The following is an 18,643-nucleotide window of genomic DNA, read 5'->3' on the forward strand; positions in this document are numbered from 1 at the left end:
TTCATATATTTCGATACAAAAAACTTTCTCAACATTAAATTTGAATTTTCAGTTTTTAATTCTATGAAAATCTATTATAATAAAGTTAATAAATGTTTGACCTCTCCTAATTCATGTACATATGGATGATCAGTAGTTGCTGCTACTGATCTATTTTTTTGATTTCAGAAAGTACATACGCTGCATCCTTTCCTACACCACAAATAAGTGCGGACCCCCTTTGAGATTGCCATGGTAAACCGATATAATACAATCCTTTTACTGGACTGATTCCCTTTATATGATTAGGAAATCCTTTCTCATTCACTGCCTGTTCAATTTCAATCCAATTATAATTTTGTACAAAACCAGTTGACCATATAACGCTTTCTGCACTATAAGTATCACCATTCTGAAACATAATGTTATTTCCTGATGCACTTACTACTTTTTCTTGCAGTTTGATTGCTCCATTACGAATAAGTTTCTTACCTTCAAAACCGAAAATAGGGTCCTTTCTCTTCTGAAACCATCTTCCCCTCTTTGTATTTATTTCAGCGTACAATAAACCCACTTTTTCTAGCAGATTAAAAATACTTTTTCCAAAAAGTTGTAACGGTAAAAACGTTATAGGATGACTAATAGATACCGTAACTTCATGCGTTTTTGCAAGTTCTACTGCTATTTGCATTCCTGAATTTCCGCCACCTACTACAAGTGCCTTCCCCTGTGGAATTTGCGATGATGATCTATATTGTGATGAATGTATTTGAAAAATATGTGATGATAGATTTGCTGAAACTGAGGGAATAAATGGTTGCTGAAAACCACCTGATGCAATAATAACTTTTTTCGTTTGTAAAATTTCTGTAGGAGTATGTAATTCAAATATTTCTTTTTCTTTCTTTATTTTTAGAACTTCCGTTTGTAATTGTACCGGTAATTGAAAATGTCTTGCATATTCTTCTAAATAAGTTGCAATTTCATCTTTACATGGAAATTCATTTTTTTCACCTATTAACGTCATGCCCGGCAAGCTGCTGTAAGACCTTGAGGTAAAAAGCTGCAAAGAATCATATCGATTTCTCCATGAATCACCAACTCGTTTTCCTGCCTCAAGTAATAAAAAATTATACCCTTCTTGCTTCAAGTAATATCCCATTGTTAATCCAGCTTGACCCGCCCCAATAATAATTAGATCTTTCATTCTAATCCCTCCTCTCCTTAAACATATGAATACTTGTTCATATATTCATACGTTTCCATAATCATAACATTTTCTTTTTATATGATTCAATATCTACTCAAAATAAAAAAGAGCAGTTCACTGCTCTATGAACTACTCTTCATTCCATTTCTACAATTTTTCCTCGTACAGTGTAATTCTATTTGAAAACGGATCAATTACAGTTAATTCAATTGTACCCCAAGGTGTTTTTTCTATATTCGGCTTCGAATAGGCATATTCTTTACTTAATAATACAGAATGATAATCCTTTACATCATCTATTTTGATCCGAATCGCACCACCTGGTGAGGCATCACCATGATGTTCTGATAAATGTATCACAGCATCCTGTAACGAAATTTGCAAATATAATGGCCTATTTTCCTCATACCGATGTTCCCAATCCAGTTTAAATCCTAAAAAACCTAAGTAAAATAGTTTTGCTTTTTCAATATCAAAAATTCTAAATATAGGTGTTATCATTTATACTCTCCTCCTATTTATAAACATCTGCTTCCAATTCTCTCAAAACATCCACGTTTACTACTTCATAGCATCCATCGTTCTTCTTTATTATCTCTTTATCACAAAAAATATTTAATGTTCGCAACAAATGCCGATAGCTCGTTCCTAACAATTCCGCTATTTCCGTTAAATTCCCACTAAATACAATTCTATTTTCATGCTGAACTGCTCGTTCCCCTGCTGCTAACATGTAACTCGCAAGTCTATTTTCAAGCGGATACAATAAATTAATTGTACTGTTTTTTGAAAGTCGGTTTAATTTATGTGCTAATGATCCGCAAATACATCTTAAAAATTTCGCATCATGAAATAGCTTATTTCTCACTTTTCCTAAAGGTAACCCCACACAATATGAATCTGCCATCACTTGTACATTTGAAGTAATCCTTTGGGAATGAATTAACTCCACATCTCCAAGTAACTGCAAACTATCATAAAAACACAGTAATACGGATTTCCCGTTACTTAATGTGTTAAACGCTTTCGCTTTTCCTTCAACAAAGAAATATAAATAATCTATCTCTTCATTTTCTCTACAAATAAACTCATTCTTTTTAAAAAATATAAGTTCCATATATGGCTTCATATCATGACTAAAAAATGAATCAATATTATTTTTCTTCATATACTCTGCTAATTTAATAGAATTACATACTTTCTTCATAGTTCCCCACCTTTACAACTCATCCCCATTGTAATCAAAATTTTCTTCTTCCACTATGACATATGTCATAACAATACACAATTTCAGCATGATACAGTCATTACAAATATGAAATACAAAGGGGATATTACATTGTATAACTTTCTTTCTGTCTTTATTGGTGTGCTCATCGCCGTTATGCTTCCACTGAATGGGATTTTATCTGAGTTAATTGGCAAGTACACAGCAAGCGTTGTCATTCACCTTGTCGGTTTAATTGCAGTTATCTTCATTTTAATCATAAACAAAAATAAAATTCGTTTCGATAAAAGTATTCCACTTTTTTTATATAGTGCTGGAGCGATTGGAGTATTCACTGTTCTTTTTAACAATATAAGTTTCTCCGTCCTTGGTGCTTCTATTACGATCGCATTAAGTTTACTCGGTCAATCTATTGCTTCCATCGTTATTGACCATTTCGGCTTATTAGGAATGAAAGTTGCAAAGTTTGAAAAGAAAAAACTAATTGGATTATGTTTCATCTCTTCTGGAATTATAATCATGACAATTTATTAATGGGGGCAAGAAAATGTTATATATTACGATCGCTATTTTAGCTGGTGTTTCTATCGTTGTTGCTAGAATTATTAACGCGAATTTAGCAAAGGAAATTGGCAATTGGGAAGGGACCTTTTTCAATTATATTACTGGATTATTTTTCTCCGCTCTATTTTTAATTTTCAGTTCAGATTCATTTTATATTCCAATTCATACGTTGCAATCCATTCCTATCGCTGTATACTTAGGCGGATTAGTTGGCGTTATCGTTATTTCATTATCCAACTATATTACTCCTAAAATATCAGCCTTTTATTTAACATTACTCATCTTTATCGGACAATTATTTGCGGGGACTATTATTGATTTCTTCCTGACAAATGAACTCTCAATCGGTAAAGTTATCGGTGGCATTTTCGTATTAATTGGGCTCACTTACAATTTACTCATAGATCGCCCGATAAAAACTGTGAAGCATAACCAAGTTCAACTATAATACTTTACGCTTACCTATCATATATTAATAGAAAAGCTCTTCACACGAAATAATAGAGAGGAGAAAACCCTATTAAAAAAATTATTTTATTGCTAGGTAGCGTATTAATTATTTGTGGAATTGTATGGTTTATAAACTCGGGGAAATCTATTCAAGATCTCTATACTGCAAATAAACCGAAAAAGAAAGCTACTATCATTTCAACTCAAAGGGACCCAAATGAGCCCCCTGTCTTTTTAGGAAAACAGGAAATAAAAGATATACATGTCGAGTCAATTAAAACAAAAAAGGATATCTTTCTTACAAAAACAGATGAAGTAAAAACGTTTATTAACAGTATGGATACCGCCAAAAAAGGAAAATTAACATTAGATGAAGAAGGATCAGATTTAATAGATTGTGATATGTGGATTACTTTCGAAGATGGAACTTATAAAAAATATTTCATATGGGTAGTTGACCATCATAGTAACGAAGTGATGATTGCTCGGCAAGATACTCCTGATGATGTAAACCTTACGTACTATCAATTAAATGAAGGTAGTTCAAAAAAGGTTTATAACTTATTTAAAAAAATTATTTAAACAAAAAAGTCATGAGCACGTAAGCTCATGACTTTTTGCACTATATATATTCCGGGAACACTTTACAGCTCTTTTCCTGTTCTATATCATGTCCAAAGAAAACAATTGGATTCTCTTTCCTAACAATTTCTTTTAAACGCTTAATTGAAGATAAAGCTAATTCCGAATCAACCCCCGCGAACGGCACTTCATCTTCAAAATTCTCTTTCGTATACGATGCATCAATCGTTAATAACACTGGGCCAGAGTTTTCCGTCTCAATGAATAGTGACTGATGTCCTGGAGTATGTCCTGGCGTATACAATAATTGAACACCTGGTACGACTTCATAATCCCCTTCAATGATTTTGTAGTTTAAATTCGGCAATATACATTCTTTCAAATATTCTTCACTATGTTGTGCCGTCTCATATTCAGCACGTTGCACAAGAATCGGTGTATTTGTAAAAGCACCATTTCCCCCTGCATGATCAAAATGCAAGTGAGAACTAATAATATAAAGAAGGTCTTCCGGCTCATAACCAACGCGTTTTAAAATATTCACGATCCTATCTTCTTCAGTCATTTTCGGTAAAATCTGCCCTTCAACAAATGTACCGTCAAATAAATTTTCATTATTAACCGCACTTTCTGGCATACCTGTATCTACTAAAATTGGCCCTTCTTCTGTCTCCAATAAATAACACCATACTGGTAAGTTTAATAAATTCCCCGGTGTGAGCGTACTATTAACAGAAGAATGATCTAACATACAACGACCAGCTGGCACGAAATAAAGCTTCTTTACCGTCATTATGTATCCACCTTTACATTTCGTTTTGAATAAAACAATACAGTAAAAAATTCTACTTTTTAGAAATAAACTCCTTCTACTCTTTCATTCCAGCATACAAAAAAATGTACTTTTTACATAACAGCATTTCACCATCTATAATAAAGGAGTAAATGATTCTTACTTTAATGGAGGGACTACAAATGAAAGCAATTGGTTTACATGAATACTTACCTATTGAAGAAGAAAACAGTTTAATTGATATTGAAGTTGAAAGACCTGTTGCCGTAGGAAGAGATATACTTGTTAAAATTAACGCGATTTCCGTTAATCCAGTTGATGCAAAAGTTCGCTCTCCGAAAGATAAAAAAGAAGATGTAGCGAAAATACTTGGCTGGGATGCTAGTGGTGTTGTCGTACAAACTGGCGAAGGTTGTACGTTATTTAAAGAAGGCGATGAAGTGTTTTACGCTGGAAGTATTACGAGACAAGGTACATATAGTGAATACCACCTAGTCGATGAAAGAATCGTTGGTAAAAAACCTAAAACTTTAAGTGATACTGAATCTGCCGCAATTCCTTTAACAGCTATTACGGCGTGGGAAGGTTTATTCGAGCGTTTAGGCATTAATTACGCTAAGAAAAGCGAAAATACATTTAAAAACATTTTAATTATCGGCGGAGCTGGTGGTGTCGGTTCAATCGCAATTCAGCTTGCGAAATGGGCTGGATTAAATGTAATCGCAACTGCGTCTCGCGATGAAACGATAGAATGGGTGAAAACCTTTGGAGCTGACCATACAATTAACCATCATAAACCTTTAAAAGAGCAACTACAAAGCCTTGGATTCAACGATGTAGATTATATTTTCTGCTTAAATAATACAGATCAGCATTGGCATGGTATAGGTGAAGTAATTAAACCACAAGGTAAAATTTGCTCTATCGTAGAAAATGAACATCCTCTTGAAATGGGCATTCTAAAAAGTAAAAGTGCGACCTTTGTTTGGGAGTTTATGTTCACAAAGCCGATGTATGAAACTGGTGATATGATTACGCAGCATGAACTATTAAATAAAGTGAGCGAATTATTAGATGAAGGTATTTTAAAGACCACTTTAAATGAAACATTAGCACCAATTAACGCTGAAAACTTAAAGAAAGCACATGCATTACTTGAGAGTGGACGTACAATTGGGAAGATTGTATTAGAGAAGTTTTAATAAAAAAGTCCGATTTCTAAAGAAGAAATCGGACTTTTTTTACCTTTATTTACTTGAAATCTCTTGATCATTTTGAGTATCTAATGGCGCTCGCTTCCCTATTCCGAAAGCATAGAAACTAATTGTAACGATAGCTAAGAAAACAATACCTACAACTAGTGAGATACGAGTATCATCGTTAAACCACATTCCGATTAATACCATAATTAAAAAGGCAATCGTTAAATAGTTTGTAACAGGAGCAAATGGCATTTTGAACGGATGATCTTTCATCTCTGCCCCTTTTTCTTTTCTAAAACGAATTTGACTAATTAAAATGACGAACCATGGTACCATACCTGGAAGTACACTCGCACTATACACATATACAAATAAGTTTTTTGGCGCAATATAACTTAAAACTACACCAACCGCTAAACCAATTATTACACCAACTGTACCAAATAATGGAACACCGTTACTAGAAATTTTCGTAAAGTATTTCGGTGCTTGTCCATTTACACCTAACGTATACAGCATACGTCCAGCACTATAAATACCACTATTACAGCCAGACATCGCCGCTGTAATAACAACGAAGTTAATAAGTCCAGCTGCTGCCGTAATACCAACCTTCGCAAAAGTTGCCACGAACGGACTACCAATTGTACTTAATTGATCCCACGGATACACAGTTACAATAACGAAAATAGCACCAATATAGAATATTAAAATACGCCAAATTGTACTTTGAATCGCTCTTGTAAGTGTCTTCTTCGGATCTTTCGCTTCACCAGCAGTGATCCCAATTAATTCCACACCTTGATATGCTCCAACTACAAGTGATAATGCAAAGAAGAATCCTGAAAAACCACCTGTAAAGAAACCGCCATTTGACCAAAGATTAGATATGCCAATCGCTTCTCCGCCGTTACCAATTCCGAAGAAAATAAGGCCAAATCCAGCAATAATCATTAATAAAATCGTAACGATTTTAATCATCGCAAACCAAAATTCAAATTCACCAAATGACTTAACAGAAATTAAGTTAGCTGCACCAAGAATAACCATTGCAATCACACCTGGTATCCAAGCCGGTAGACCTGGGAACCAATATTGCATATACGCTCCAACTGCGATAATCTCTGACATCCCAACGATAACCCACTGGAACCAGTTACTCCACGCTGTCATATAACCAGCTAACGGGTGAATATACTTATGACCGAACGTCGCAAATGAACCTGTACTTGGCTCCATATACAACATTTCTCCCATGGCACGCATGATGAAGAAGATAAAAATACCTGCAATTGCATAGGCAAGCATTACTGACGGACCTGTCCACTTAATCGTGCTAGCTGAACCCATAAACAAACCAACACCAATTGTTCCGCCTAAAGCAATCATTTGAATATGACGTGCTTCTAAACCTCTTTTCAATTCTTTGTTTGCCACTTCACTTCCCCCTCTTAGATGATTCATAGCCGCATTTTAAAATAAGATGCTTTCCCCTAATTCCTTTTGGCCTGAAAATGATGAAGCAAACGTCATTTTACACTAGCTTTAAAGCTATCCTAAAATCGTTTTTTGCCTCTTACAAAATTCTCAAAACCTTTCATCTTCCAATATTCTATAAATCTTAAAATTACTTATTTTATATTAATTCATTTATCTGAAAAATTCAATTATTTTTTCAATAAATTAATATGCATAATTATGTTTAATTTTTAACTGAATTAGCAATAAAATACATCTATTCAAAATGGTTCCGATATGAATATTATTACAATATAAATAACCGAGGAGAGCATATCTTCCTCGGTTTCACATCTCATGTACTTCAATCTTTATAGTTGATAACGTATTTTAAAAGAATTTCATTCCTATTGCTACTACCATTTTCAAAATTTATTTTCATACTTTTTAAACACTCTATTAACATCTCAAACAAGAATACAATATATTAGTAAAGTTACATACCATATACACCCTTAGCAAGGACCTCCTTATCAAAGCGAACAAATTTACTCTGTACTTCCATTCCAGCTACTTCATATACGCGAGGTGCGCCTGTAATATTTTCAGAATCTACATTCAGTTGAACTTTTAAAATCCCTTCTTCGTACAATTGACTAAATGCATGGTGTAATAGTGATAATCCTAACCCTTGTTTCCGCTTAGAACATCTTACACCTAGGTGCGTAATTTCAGCTTTATTATCAGTACCCTTTTTACTAAATATAAAACCAACTACCTCATCCCCAGCCATTGCTAGTGACCATAATGTAGGATGAAACCCATCTCTTTCAGTACGTTGCAAAAACTCTTCTAACGTAGAAGGTTGCGAATTCCAGTGGTCCGCAAAGGCTTCATTAAAAGCTTGATGTAATCTCCCATCATCCACACCCTGTATGTAATGTCGCACTGTAACCCCATTTGGCCATATTGGTGATGGAACATTCCCCTGCAATTCAATCCCCATCCCCCACCAAATACGAGTTGGAATAAAACCAGCTTCTTCTAACATTTTTTCCTCATAAAAATTATTTGCTTGTGTTACAATCTTGCCATTCAAGCGAGACGAATTACTAACAAGCTCCTTAGCCCGCCCTTCAAGCTTTGACCATATTATTTGTTCAATACCTTGATTCATATAATTAGAATGAATAAGTACAGCAGATGGAAACTGTCTTTCACTCCCTGTCAAAATACCATAAGCAATTATTTCTTCTTCATTCATAACAACGTAAGAACTTTTACTAACATCAATACCTTTCCATGAGTTCGTAATATCCTCTACCGTTGTATCAACTTCACCGTAAATGGCTTGATCATAAATTGTACATAGTTTTAAAATTTGTTGTAAATCTTCTTGTGTAGTTGCTTTAACATTTAGACCGTTCATATTGTACCTTCTTTCTTTTTAATTAATTTAATTTTAACACTATTCTAATAACTTATTAAAAAATAATAAAAAAGAGCCTCATTTTCCAATGAGACTCTTTTCCTAATACATAATTAAACTGCTTTTTCAACTCGTTTACCAACAATAAACACCTTAGTAAACACCAACATGATAGCTACAATAGCTAGAAAATAAAGTGGCATCACCAGTAACGAGCCCGTATGAAGTTGACTCATTCCCCAAATTGTCACCGTCACTATTATATAGTACCCTAAGCTAAACAATGCTCCAGCTGTACCAATGACATCTTGAAAATCTACTAATGCTAAACTTAAACAGTTAGGTAATGCTACCCCAATTCCTAATAGCAATATAAACATCGCTACTAAAAATCCAATCATATATATTATGTTTGGATTTGATCCAACTGAAGTAATAATAGATAAAGCGACTGCTCCACCTGTCATTACAAAACAACCGATATATATAATTTTCTCTGGTTTATAAGTGGTAAGTAACCGCTTTGAAAATTTCGCCCCAATAATAGAAGCGGAAGCAACAACAATTCCTAGAAATCCGTACATACTAGGCGATAACTTAAAGTATTCAATAAAGATAAACGGCGCTTCTGCATAATAGCTAAATAAAACGCCATTCGCTCCTCCAATTAATAGCCCATATGTTACTACTTTCGGATTTGTAATCAACCGTTTTAAAACAGAAAACACATTTATTTTATCCGTTACTGCACCCGTTTTTGTTTCTGGAAGAGAAACAAACGTATACAGCAAAATTCCGATACTCATAACTACTAAACTTAAAAATACTATTTTAAATCCAAACATTTGATCAAGAAAGCCACCAATTAACGGTCCTATTGCTGGTGTAAAAGCAATGACTGCCGAAATTTGAGCAAACATAACGTGACGTTTATGCCCTTCTACACTTTCACGAAGAATCGTTTGTGTCACAACTGATCCTGCACTTGCTCCAAACGCCTGAATAAAACGACTTAACAATAAAAATTCAATGGAACTTGCAATAAAGCATAAGAAGCTCCCCGCGCCATATATGACAATTCCAAGTAACATCGCCGGGCGACGACCAATTATATCGGATAACCATCCAATAAAAAATACACCTAAAGCAAATCCAGCAAAATAAACACTAAGCGTTAACTGCACCTCATTATTACTTACATGTAACGCCTTTGAAATGTCTGGTAAAGACGGTGTATAAATTGTTTCACTAATTTGCGGAAATGCCACAAGAATAATCATTAACCAAAGTGATGGTACTGAGACTTTTTTCATTTTTCATACCCTCCTATAACTTTGAAAATCTCAGAAATAAAAAGACTTTCCTAAGCTACGGAACAGGAGGGGCCATTATAGAAATCCGATCATAAAACAACAAAGAAAACACCTCAATTACGTATGTTAATACTTATAGGAGGGTAATATTAACATTGATTTTTAAATATACTTTTTCAATTATATTACATATTATCTCTACTTTTCTAGTGTTGATGCCTTGATTATTTGTTAGAAGATTATCATTTTTATATTATCTGAAAACTAATTCATTTCAAAAAACAGTAAAAAGAGCTGATTCAAAATATAGTTTAAGTCAGCTTTTTTCTCACTTTTTTAGTACTTTTATGCTGATCTATTTTGTTTTTCTCGTGTTGCAAATTGTTTTTCACTACGATTCCCCATAAATCTAAAACATAAAGATAGGTGCAATCAGAGAAAATTTAACAAAAATAATTTATGAAGCATTTGAAGATAAACTTTTATCTGGAGTAAGACCTTTCCGTTAAATATAGCGTTTATAAAAGGGATTAGCCGTACATAAGACGAGCGCCTAAAATACAATTCTGTTAGAAAATTTTGCGCTATATTCTCTTTTATTTTATTTATGATAGCTGATTAATAACACATTCTAAAAATTTGTCTACCTTTTCTTTTGATGTCTCCGGCGCATGATAACCAATCGTAAATGTAAGTCTTCCATTATAAGTGCTTGCTCCCATTGAAAAGAATGGTGCATACATAATGGGTGATGTCATATACCCGTCCTCAGCTTGAATTTCACCAAACTGAATAGGTTCATCAGCGATCACCCCGAAATTTGTCATTAATGGCAACGCCATCCCCATCTGTACAGCCTGCTCGTATTGCTGATTATACATTTCCTTCACCGTAGATAGCTTCATACCTGCCAGTATCTCCATTCCTGCCGCTGAAGAAAGACCTGGATTTTGGCCCTTTATTTTATCCATTGATTGTTTAACTCGAACAAGAGTCTGATTAAATGATTCACCATCTTCCATTTTAATCACTGGCATTTCCATTCCGGATAAGTTGCAAATAGCACCAGTCGTATAATTAGGCAGATATCGACGTAAATCAATTGTCAAACCAATCATTTTTTCTGCGGTGCGAGGTTCTGCATACACAGTGAAATGTGATAAAGCACGGAAGTATGCAGTCATGATTACATCATTCAAGGTAGCCTGTTGTGCTTTTGTCCATTTGGTTAGACATAGAGTTTGTTCACGGCTCAACCGCCCTACAGACATTTTGGGGGATTTATTTTTGTTGGGTTGAGATGGAAAAGACCATAACGATGCCTGCTGTTCTTGGTTAGGACGATACGCACTTTTTACGTCCGATATTCCAGCATATTTGAATACATGTGATTGATCTCGAAAACTCTCATTTCCCTCACCAAATTCCTTTATAATTTGATCCTTAGATCCTCCTAAGGAAAGGTGCGTATAAATTGCTCCAAGCAAATTAATATATTCCTTGACTCCTGCACCATCTGAACATAGATGAGATAATTTCACAACTAACATATCTGTTGTAGTGCCTCGTAATAATATTGTTTGAACCATAGGCCCCTGAATACGATCACCAGGTTCCTTAATAAAATCTATTGCCATTATTTCAAGTTCTTGATCATTTCCTTCTGCAAAAAAGCAAATAGATGAGTTAGTGCCAGATGAATGTTCCTCCCAGTAAGGAGTATCATTTTCTACAAATCGACTATTCAAAACTGGCTGCAATTGTAATGTTATCCTTACTGATTGTTCAAGTATTTCCTTTGATAGACCTACAGGAAAATAAAGAACCGCATTAATTTGTTGATCTGCAGAATAAAGACCTAATAAATAATTCATTCGATCTTGAGGTGTTACTGAATACTTTCCTTGTTCCATAATTTTGTCCCCCTTTTAAGATTTTTTGTATAACCTTATGCTCCATCTAGTTGTAACTTTTCTAGTCATTTTTCTTCAAGAGCTAATACTGCTTATTTTTCGAATTTTTTCACGAAAGCACCTTTTCCATACTGCTTCCATTCCTTTTGCAGCTTTTTGTAGGTGATATACCCATTATTTTATTGTTATCGATATCCCCCATCTTTTAATAAAATCAAACAAAAACACTTTTAGTCTACTCATATACAAACATATTATAATAATGTTTACTAATTATCAATAAAACAAATAAATCATTTTTTATATCTGTTAATTAAAAACAATAATATAATACGTTTAGGGATTACTTCATAAACAACAAACAAGACGCCACCCAAATCATGGGAACGCCTAGAATAATGCTACAAACTTAATGAAATCTATTTATCCTCACGTCATTTATTTCTTTGCTTCCATACCCCATTCTCTTTACGATAAGTATGCTTTCCATTCATGAATCCAGCTGTATTACCAGGAATGCTATATTTCTTATTTTTAGCCTTCTTCTTCATCCTCTTCTCTTCTTGAATAGCCTGTAAATCCACCTTCCATTGTTTCAACAAATCCTTTTTACGTCGCATCGAATTTGTACCCCTCAGATTCAAATATAAATCTATTAATTATATTATATACATTTTATTATTCCTTCGATAAAAAGAGAGCACCCTCGCCCAGGTGCCAAGAGATACATATATATTGAGATAACTAACACGCTAGAAAAGACTTCAACCGAATCACACGGCAACACCTATTGATAATTGCTATTAATTTAATCATTAACAAATATATCTGGCCCCTTCTTCAACATGTACGAGAAGCCCGAAATAAATACAACACTAAATATAATAATAGAAGACCACATATTAAAATGATACTCTTTACCTGCAACCAAATTATATATGTTATGGACCAAGAAATTAGCACCTATAATAATTCCACCTAACATTGAACTAATTAAAATGCTCATTAAATAAAACTTAAGCTTTTGAAACATTTCCCCTCTACCTCTTTTCTAAAATAAACTTTATTTAGGTTATCCTAGAAAATTATACCATTTAATTTCCAAATGTTATTAAAGCTATATTTTAATTAAGGTTATTTTAAGGAAGGCATCATTTATTCCAATATCTAGTTTGTTCAAATTTTCGTTTAACATGTACCAAATTATGTTTTTCCTTCTAAATAGACCAACAATATATTAAAATACTTTATATATCAAGGAGGTTTATCATGATCAACTTTCATAAAACATTCCCCATCTTAGGATTCTTTTTATTTTTATACAGTTTTATCAGCATCATTTTTTTATTACTATTCCTTAGCGTTTAGTAACAACACGTATAAATATATGTTTAATGTGTAATTTCTATATTAAAAAAGAAAAACAATAGTTTTGGATGCTTTTCTAGTTTTATTTTAAGATACCTCTTTGTAATCTGTAATAATTTGCTGACTCTCATCATCATCATTATCAATTTCTTTTCTTAAGTATTCAAAGGTAATTTCGATTTCTTCCTTACTCTCATAATAAATCCCTTTTGTACTTTTAATTTCTTGGTCTAGTTGTTTTCCTCTGTCTTGAAGCGGGTTTATTTCTGCTCTTACGAAAAGGCTTTTTAGAATTTCAAAAGCCAGAAAAAAAGTTTTGGATTACACTCAAATCTTTAATTCTAATCGGAATAGCCTGAATGTTAATAGGACTTTTTATGTAACCTACATAATCAGTAAATCCCCTGAATAAAACTCCATATTCCGTCAACACTGTAGATGACATTAGATTTTTCTCCTTGCTCCCCCTTGGAGATGAGCAGTTAGCTTTTGCTAACTGCTCCTTTATTTATAACAAAAAGTAAGGTAAAGGTTACTCTTTACCATTTTAATTAAACAACTTACTATCAATCCCCCTTTCTTTAAACCCTTGTTGCTAATGTAGTCATTCTTTTCTTATAAATTAAGCTTGCCACTGTTAAGTAATATTTGGTCATTGAGAAAAAATAAAAAGATGATGAATCGTAATTTTTTTACAAATCATCATCTTTTATTTTCCGTATTTTAACATTCTGTAAATGCATTAGCCCCAAAATAACGTACTTTTATAATTTGCCGATGATGAAGCTCATGACCAGCAATAATGTTTGCTAATGCACGAACCGTGACTTCAGAATTGTTCGCAATTCCCCTTTGCAACCAGGCATCTTTATCTAAACTTTTAAGTAAATGCACAGTAGATTGGCGAACAACTGTTAAATTCGTAAGAAGATTTTGCATAGATTGCTTATCAAAAGCTGCTCTAAGAACATACATATCGTCAGTATAGCCAGGAAGTTCTGCTGTCTCACCTCTTGCTATGGACAGCAAACGATATGCCATAATACGTTCAGTATCTGCAATATGACCGATTACTTCTTTTATACTCCATTTATTAGGGGCATATCGAAAATGTCCTTCACTATCAGAAATATCCTTCAATAAAAGATTCGTTTCCTTCATTTGTTGCTCTAGAATATGTATGATATCTCCATCTGGTACTAATTTTATGTACGTTGAGTAGTATGGATTATATTCATTTGTTCCTAGTCTCTTTTGCATACTTATCCTCCTCAGTATTTCATTTACACCCTACCTCAAAATGTTATCACATTAATCTAATTATTTAAATTACAAAACAAACGGTCTCCATATATGTTCATCAACTTAAGGTAAGCGGTTTGATTCTATTACAAAGTTTTCTACATGAGGCTACAATCTAGAACATTTTTCAATAGATCCATATTGTTCTAGTAGTAATTAAAAATTTTAAAACTAAAAAAGGACTCTATTTATGTAGGTCTATTTTTCAGTATTTATAATTGATTTGTATCTAAAAATAAACATTTTATACGTATACATGCATAGTATGTTTTATCTAACTGCTATATGCTTTGTGCCAAGTATAATGTGAAGGACCTAAATACTCTTTTCGTTGACAAATAATGCTCGGTTCTTATAGTATCCATTCCTAATTGGATTCAGTTTATAAAACTCGTTTAGCACATTGTTTCAGTTTTTTTGCAAAAAATAGGTTCGTCCTCCACCTTCATTTAACGCTTGGAGGAAAGCCATTTCTCATTCGTATAATAAAAAGAGGGAGAATTGCCCCTCTTTCGTTTATATTGAGCCATTTTACAAGGTTAAATAATCCCTTTTAATATCAATCCTAAAACTGACATTACTATCGCACTAATAATAATTCGCAAAATCCAAGTTGTGTTTGTACTTATTTTCTCTAATTGCTTATTGATTGTTGCTATGTCTTTCTCATTAATAGTGGTACGCGTTTCTAAAGTACGAATGTCTCTCATAATTTCTTTTTGCTCTGCTTTTAGGCTGTCAATTTTCGCGTAAACATCTTCCATATATTCACACCCTCTGTTCATCTTAATAGAAAAATCTATATATATTATGAGACAACCCTTTTACCCGTGAATACATTCCGTATATTCGCGCACCAAATTATTTGTACAATCTAATTGAATTATTTACACATTTCCATTTTTCTGTATAAACAAGCATTTAAATAACATGCGATATGAATAAACATTGAATTATTCTACTTTCATAACGTATCCTGAACACTCTTTATATGCCGTTTCATAAAGACTTTCATCTTATTTAAAGGCTTTTTTATTTCTTTAATAACAAACAAGGTGCAATCCAACATACGGGAGCACCTACAATAATTACTATTATTTAAATCACCATTCTCATATTTACAACTCATTATAGTCAGTATAATTTTCTGAAGAAATTCTCTTTTTTAGCTGCTTAATGTAAACTAATATTAATTTGAAATAACTGTAATGATAAACTTTCTAGAACAATAAATATACTAGCTGAAACGGACCTATAGCCGATATTTTTTCCAGTAACATTAATGGTGATTTCAGCTAAATTCGTTTGAATATTATTTCCCTCAAAAATCTTATCTTCAACCTTTACAATATCTGCTTCAAAATCTACTTCTTTAAAGGTTTTCAATAATTTTGTTTCTAATAAACTAAAATCAAAGTTTTCATCTTTTATTACGGCAAATTTAATCTTCATATTGATTTCCTCATTTTTAATAAATTAAAATCATTAAATCAATATAAATATATATTATTCTATTAGTTAATTCAAAATATACGCTTCATATGTATCATTACTAGATATCATTTCTAATGAATTAAGTGAAAAAGAAACGAAATAAACAAAGTCTCTCTTTCAACCACTTAACCAATTAATATAGAATCCCCCTTGTGTCCAATGACTAAAATTTTTTCATTTTAAACCCGTAGATTCTGAGAATTTCTTGTTTTAACATTACTAAACCACTTCACGCATTCTGTAGCATTGGTAATAACAATATAATGAAGCAGATTAATATTAGAAGTACCACTTATGTTTAATATAATGCGGCTCTAAATTATTTTGCTCATTGCTGCTTTTTTATTTCTCACTTGAAAATTATGTAATATATTTCAAATAAATTATCATCTTCCCCGTATTTTTATGATTGATTTTTTGTTCATAAATTCGTAACACATATACATGAGTTATCATGCTAAAATTAGTTTATTCGAAAAAGTTATTCTTAATGAATCGATAATTTTTAATACCCTGTTTAAAGCCTCGCCCCCCTGCGAGGCTTTTCCTATTTAACTAGAGTAGTAGTTGTGCTGTTACGCATTCCTATCTTTAGCTATATACTATAAATAACACTGCATGTTCATTTTAACTTTTCAGCATCAGCACACGTAAAATTCTCTCCTGCATCATTTGATTTACAAATTTTATTTATCGATTTTTCGGTTATTTTTTCATTTTCATTAGAAACTCGGTCTAAATCCATTCGAAATACTTGTTCCGGATTCTCCTTTGAATTTCCTTCAATATGAATTGTACGATCGAACATCTCAGCCGTGAAGCTGCTAGATGTATTTATCATTTCCACTCCATTATTTTCAACTACATAGCGTTCAACTACTTTTTCGGCTGCCTTTAATTGCTGAGATGTAGGATACGGTATAGATTCCGCTAAAATAACTACACCTACTAAATAAGTAATATACAAACCACCTGCAAACAAGATAACTTTTTTTACTGTTTTATTAATCATGCTCTAACTCCTTTTTCTTCTTTTGCTATTAAGATATATAACTTTCCTAATTTCTATCAATTTCTTTTTAGTACATAACATTCGTTTTACATTTTATAAAAAGCACCTCTCTTACTAATTTTCAATTTGATATTAACACGATATTTATCGTTTTTCAATAAATAATTATTATATAACATTTTATTTTTACTGTTTTTTTAGTTTTAGTTAATCTAAAAACAACCCATTTACTTAATTGCACTACATCATCAGCAAGTTTAAAAATTTGTTAATTACTAAAATAAAAAAGAGAAACTATATGTAAATACCCCTCGTTATATCTATGTAGGTTAGTCGTTAAACTTCAGCACTCACTTTATTCGAGAACGCTTTACCGAATATTCAATCTAATGATAAAATTGACCCAATTAATATTTTCGTTCATCACTGTATAAAAAAGTACAATAAAGAAAAATTCAGTACTTTCACAGTTAAGTAAACGCGAACTTTTTCTTCTATCTACTTACTATTTAAGGTTAATAGTGACATAACCAGCTCAAAAAATTCGACTTAAATTCATTAATGAATGGAGAGGTTTATATGAAATTAAAAGACAAAGTAGCAATCATAACTGGTGGTGCAAGCGGGATTGGCGAATCCACCGTTCGTCTTTTTATTGAAGAAGGTGCAAAAGTAGTTATCGCTGACTTTTCTGAACGTGGAAAAGACCTATCAGATGAATTGAACGCAAATGGATATGATACGTTATTTATTAAAACTGATGTAACAGTAGAGGCAGATATTAAACAACTAATCCATGAGACAGTAAGTAAATACGGTAAATTAGATATTATGTATGCAAATGCCGGCGTTGCTGATGATGCACCGGCAAACGAATTGTCCTATGAAAAATGGAAAAAAACCATTGATATTAACTTGTCAGGGGTATTCCTTTCTGATAAATATTCGATTGAACAATTTCTTAAACAAGGTGCAGGTGGTGTCATCGTTAACGCTGGTTCGATTCATAGTTTTGTTTCATTACCTACCCCAACAGCATACTCCTCTGCAAAAGGTGGCGTAAAACTATTAACTCAAAATTTATGTACTGCCTACGCTAAATATGGAATACGTATTAATGCGGTGTGCCCTGGCTATATTGATACCCCTTTGCTTGGTAGTGTTAATCCTCAACAGAAAGAATATTTAGCTTCCCTTCATCCACAAGGCAGACTTGGAACACCAGAAGAAGTGGCTAAAGCTGTCTTATTTTTAGCAAGTGATGATGCTAGTTTTGTTAATGGTACAACACTTCTTGTTGACGGAGGCTATACTGCACGTTAATGAAAAAATTTCAATGCACATCT

19 protein-coding genes are annotated in these 18,643 nt (G+C 32.8%); 5 read left to right on the forward strand and 14 right to left on the reverse strand.

Annotated elements, in window-relative coordinates:
• Positions 1–142 precede the first annotated feature (142 nt).
• The 3 genes from BTOYO_RS03310 to yeiL form a co-directional block, all read right to left on the reverse strand.
• Positions 143–1,186 carry a flavin-containing monooxygenase gene (locus BTOYO_RS03310; RefSeq protein ID WP_000653874.1) on the reverse strand — a complete coding sequence of 348 codons (1,044 nt, stop codon included), beginning with the start codon at positions 1,184–1,186 and terminating at the stop codon, positions 143–145.
• A gap of 150 nt (positions 1,187–1,336) precedes the next feature.
• A complete protein-coding gene (locus tag BTOYO_RS03315; RefSeq protein WP_000632408.1) occupies positions 1,337–1,690 on the reverse strand; it encodes a glyoxalase superfamily protein in 354 nt (117 codons plus the stop codon).
• A gap of 13 nt (positions 1,691–1,703) precedes the next feature.
• Complete coding sequence (gene yeiL, locus BTOYO_RS03320; RefSeq protein ID WP_023440994.1) at positions 1,704–2,396, reverse strand: transcriptional regulator YeiL; 693 nt, start codon at positions 2,394–2,396, stop codon at positions 1,704–1,706.
• Positions 2,397–2,504: 108 nt separating this feature from the next.
• On the opposite strand from yeiL, the gene BTOYO_RS03325 reads away from it, so the two are divergent.
• From BTOYO_RS03325 to BTOYO_RS03335, 3 genes are all read left to right on the forward strand, one after another.
• The gene (locus BTOYO_RS03325; protein ID WP_002039063.1) at positions 2,505–2,951 is read left to right on the forward strand and encodes a DMT family transporter; all 447 of its coding nucleotides are present in this window, start codon (positions 2,505–2,507) and stop codon (positions 2,949–2,951) included.
• A gap of 13 nt (positions 2,952–2,964) precedes the next feature.
• On the forward strand, positions 2,965–3,429 hold the full coding sequence (locus tag BTOYO_RS03330) for a DMT family transporter (protein WP_000965810.1): 465 nt from the start codon (positions 2,965–2,967) through the stop codon (positions 3,427–3,429).
• 89 nt (positions 3,430–3,518) lie between these two features.
• The gene (locus BTOYO_RS03335) at positions 3,519–4,013 is read left to right on the forward strand and encodes a hypothetical protein (RefSeq protein WP_000901693.1); all 495 of its coding nucleotides are present in this window, start codon (positions 3,519–3,521) and stop codon (positions 4,011–4,013) included.
• A gap of 40 nt (positions 4,014–4,053) precedes the next feature.
• Here the strand turns inward: BTOYO_RS03335 and aiiA are convergent, their stop codons facing one another.
• Positions 4,054–4,806: a quorum-quenching N-acyl homoserine lactonase AiiA gene (gene aiiA / locus BTOYO_RS03340; protein ID WP_000216615.1), complete on the reverse strand. Its 753-nt coding sequence runs from the start codon at positions 4,804–4,806 to the stop codon at positions 4,054–4,056.
• A gap of 182 nt (positions 4,807–4,988) precedes the next feature.
• Here aiiA and BTOYO_RS03345 point away from each other — a divergent pair, with 182 nt between their 5' ends.
• The gene (locus BTOYO_RS03345) at positions 4,989–6,008 is read left to right on the forward strand and encodes a zinc-binding alcohol dehydrogenase family protein (RefSeq protein WP_000643756.1); all 1,020 of its coding nucleotides are present in this window, start codon (positions 4,989–4,991) and stop codon (positions 6,006–6,008) included.
• Positions 6,009–6,053: 45 nt separating this feature from the next.
• Here BTOYO_RS03345 and BTOYO_RS03350 read toward each other — a convergent pair whose 3' ends face one another.
• The 10 genes from BTOYO_RS03350 to BTOYO_RS03395 form a co-directional block, all read right to left on the reverse strand.
• Positions 6,054–7,445 (reverse strand): amino acid permease, encoded by a 1,392-nt coding sequence (locus BTOYO_RS03350; RefSeq protein ID WP_001284434.1) that lies wholly within the window; start codon positions 7,443–7,445, stop codon positions 6,054–6,056.
• A 517-nt stretch (positions 7,446–7,962) separates the two neighbouring features.
• Positions 7,963–8,895, reverse strand: a complete 933-nt coding sequence (locus BTOYO_RS03355) for a GNAT family N-acetyltransferase (protein WP_001013825.1) — start codon at positions 8,893–8,895, stop codon at positions 7,963–7,965.
• Positions 8,896–9,008: 113 nt separating this feature from the next.
• Entirely contained in the window at positions 9,009–10,208 is a 1,200-nt protein-coding gene (locus BTOYO_RS03360) for a multidrug effflux MFS transporter (RefSeq protein WP_000758026.1), read from the reverse strand.
• Positions 10,209–10,813: 605 nt separating this feature from the next.
• Complete coding sequence (locus tag BTOYO_RS03365; RefSeq protein WP_000434825.1) at positions 10,814–12,121, reverse strand: condensation domain-containing protein; 1,308 nt, start codon at positions 12,119–12,121, stop codon at positions 10,814–10,816.
• 434 nt (positions 12,122–12,555) lie between these two features.
• A complete protein-coding gene (locus BTOYO_RS03370) occupies positions 12,556–12,741 on the reverse strand; it encodes a hypothetical protein (RefSeq protein ID WP_001253134.1) in 186 nt (61 codons plus the stop codon).
• 188 nt (positions 12,742–12,929) lie between these two features.
• A complete protein-coding gene (locus BTOYO_RS03375) occupies positions 12,930–13,154 on the reverse strand; it encodes a hypothetical protein (RefSeq protein ID WP_000486799.1) in 225 nt (74 codons plus the stop codon).
• A gap of 1,058 nt (positions 13,155–14,212) precedes the next feature.
• Positions 14,213–14,749 (reverse strand): DinB family protein, encoded by a 537-nt coding sequence (locus BTOYO_RS03380; protein WP_001172081.1) that lies wholly within the window; start codon positions 14,747–14,749, stop codon positions 14,213–14,215.
• 581 nt (positions 14,750–15,330) lie between these two features.
• Positions 15,331–15,555 carry a hemolysin XhlA family protein gene (locus tag BTOYO_RS03385; protein ID WP_000390465.1) on the reverse strand — a complete coding sequence of 75 codons (225 nt, stop codon included), beginning with the start codon at positions 15,553–15,555 and terminating at the stop codon, positions 15,331–15,333.
• Positions 15,556–15,964: 409 nt separating this feature from the next.
• The gene (locus BTOYO_RS03390) at positions 15,965–16,243 is read right to left on the reverse strand and encodes a hypothetical protein (protein WP_000693588.1); all 279 of its coding nucleotides are present in this window, start codon (positions 16,241–16,243) and stop codon (positions 15,965–15,967) included.
• Between the two features lie 664 nt (positions 16,244–16,907).
• Positions 16,908–17,297 carry a hypothetical protein gene (locus BTOYO_RS03395; RefSeq protein ID WP_023440995.1) on the reverse strand — a complete coding sequence of 130 codons (390 nt, stop codon included), beginning with the start codon at positions 17,295–17,297 and terminating at the stop codon, positions 16,908–16,910.
• Between the two features lie 579 nt (positions 17,298–17,876).
• Between BTOYO_RS03395 and BTOYO_RS03400 the strand changes: the two genes are divergently transcribed.
• Positions 17,877–18,620, forward strand: a complete 744-nt coding sequence (locus BTOYO_RS03400) for an SDR family NAD(P)-dependent oxidoreductase (protein ID WP_000768010.1) — start codon at positions 17,877–17,879, stop codon at positions 18,618–18,620.
• Positions 18,621–18,643 lie beyond the last annotated feature (23 nt).

This window comes from Bacillus toyonensis BCT-7112 (assembly GCF_000496285.1).
Classification (GTDB): domain Bacteria; phylum Bacillota; class Bacilli; order Bacillales; family Bacillaceae_G; genus Bacillus_A; species Bacillus_A toyonensis.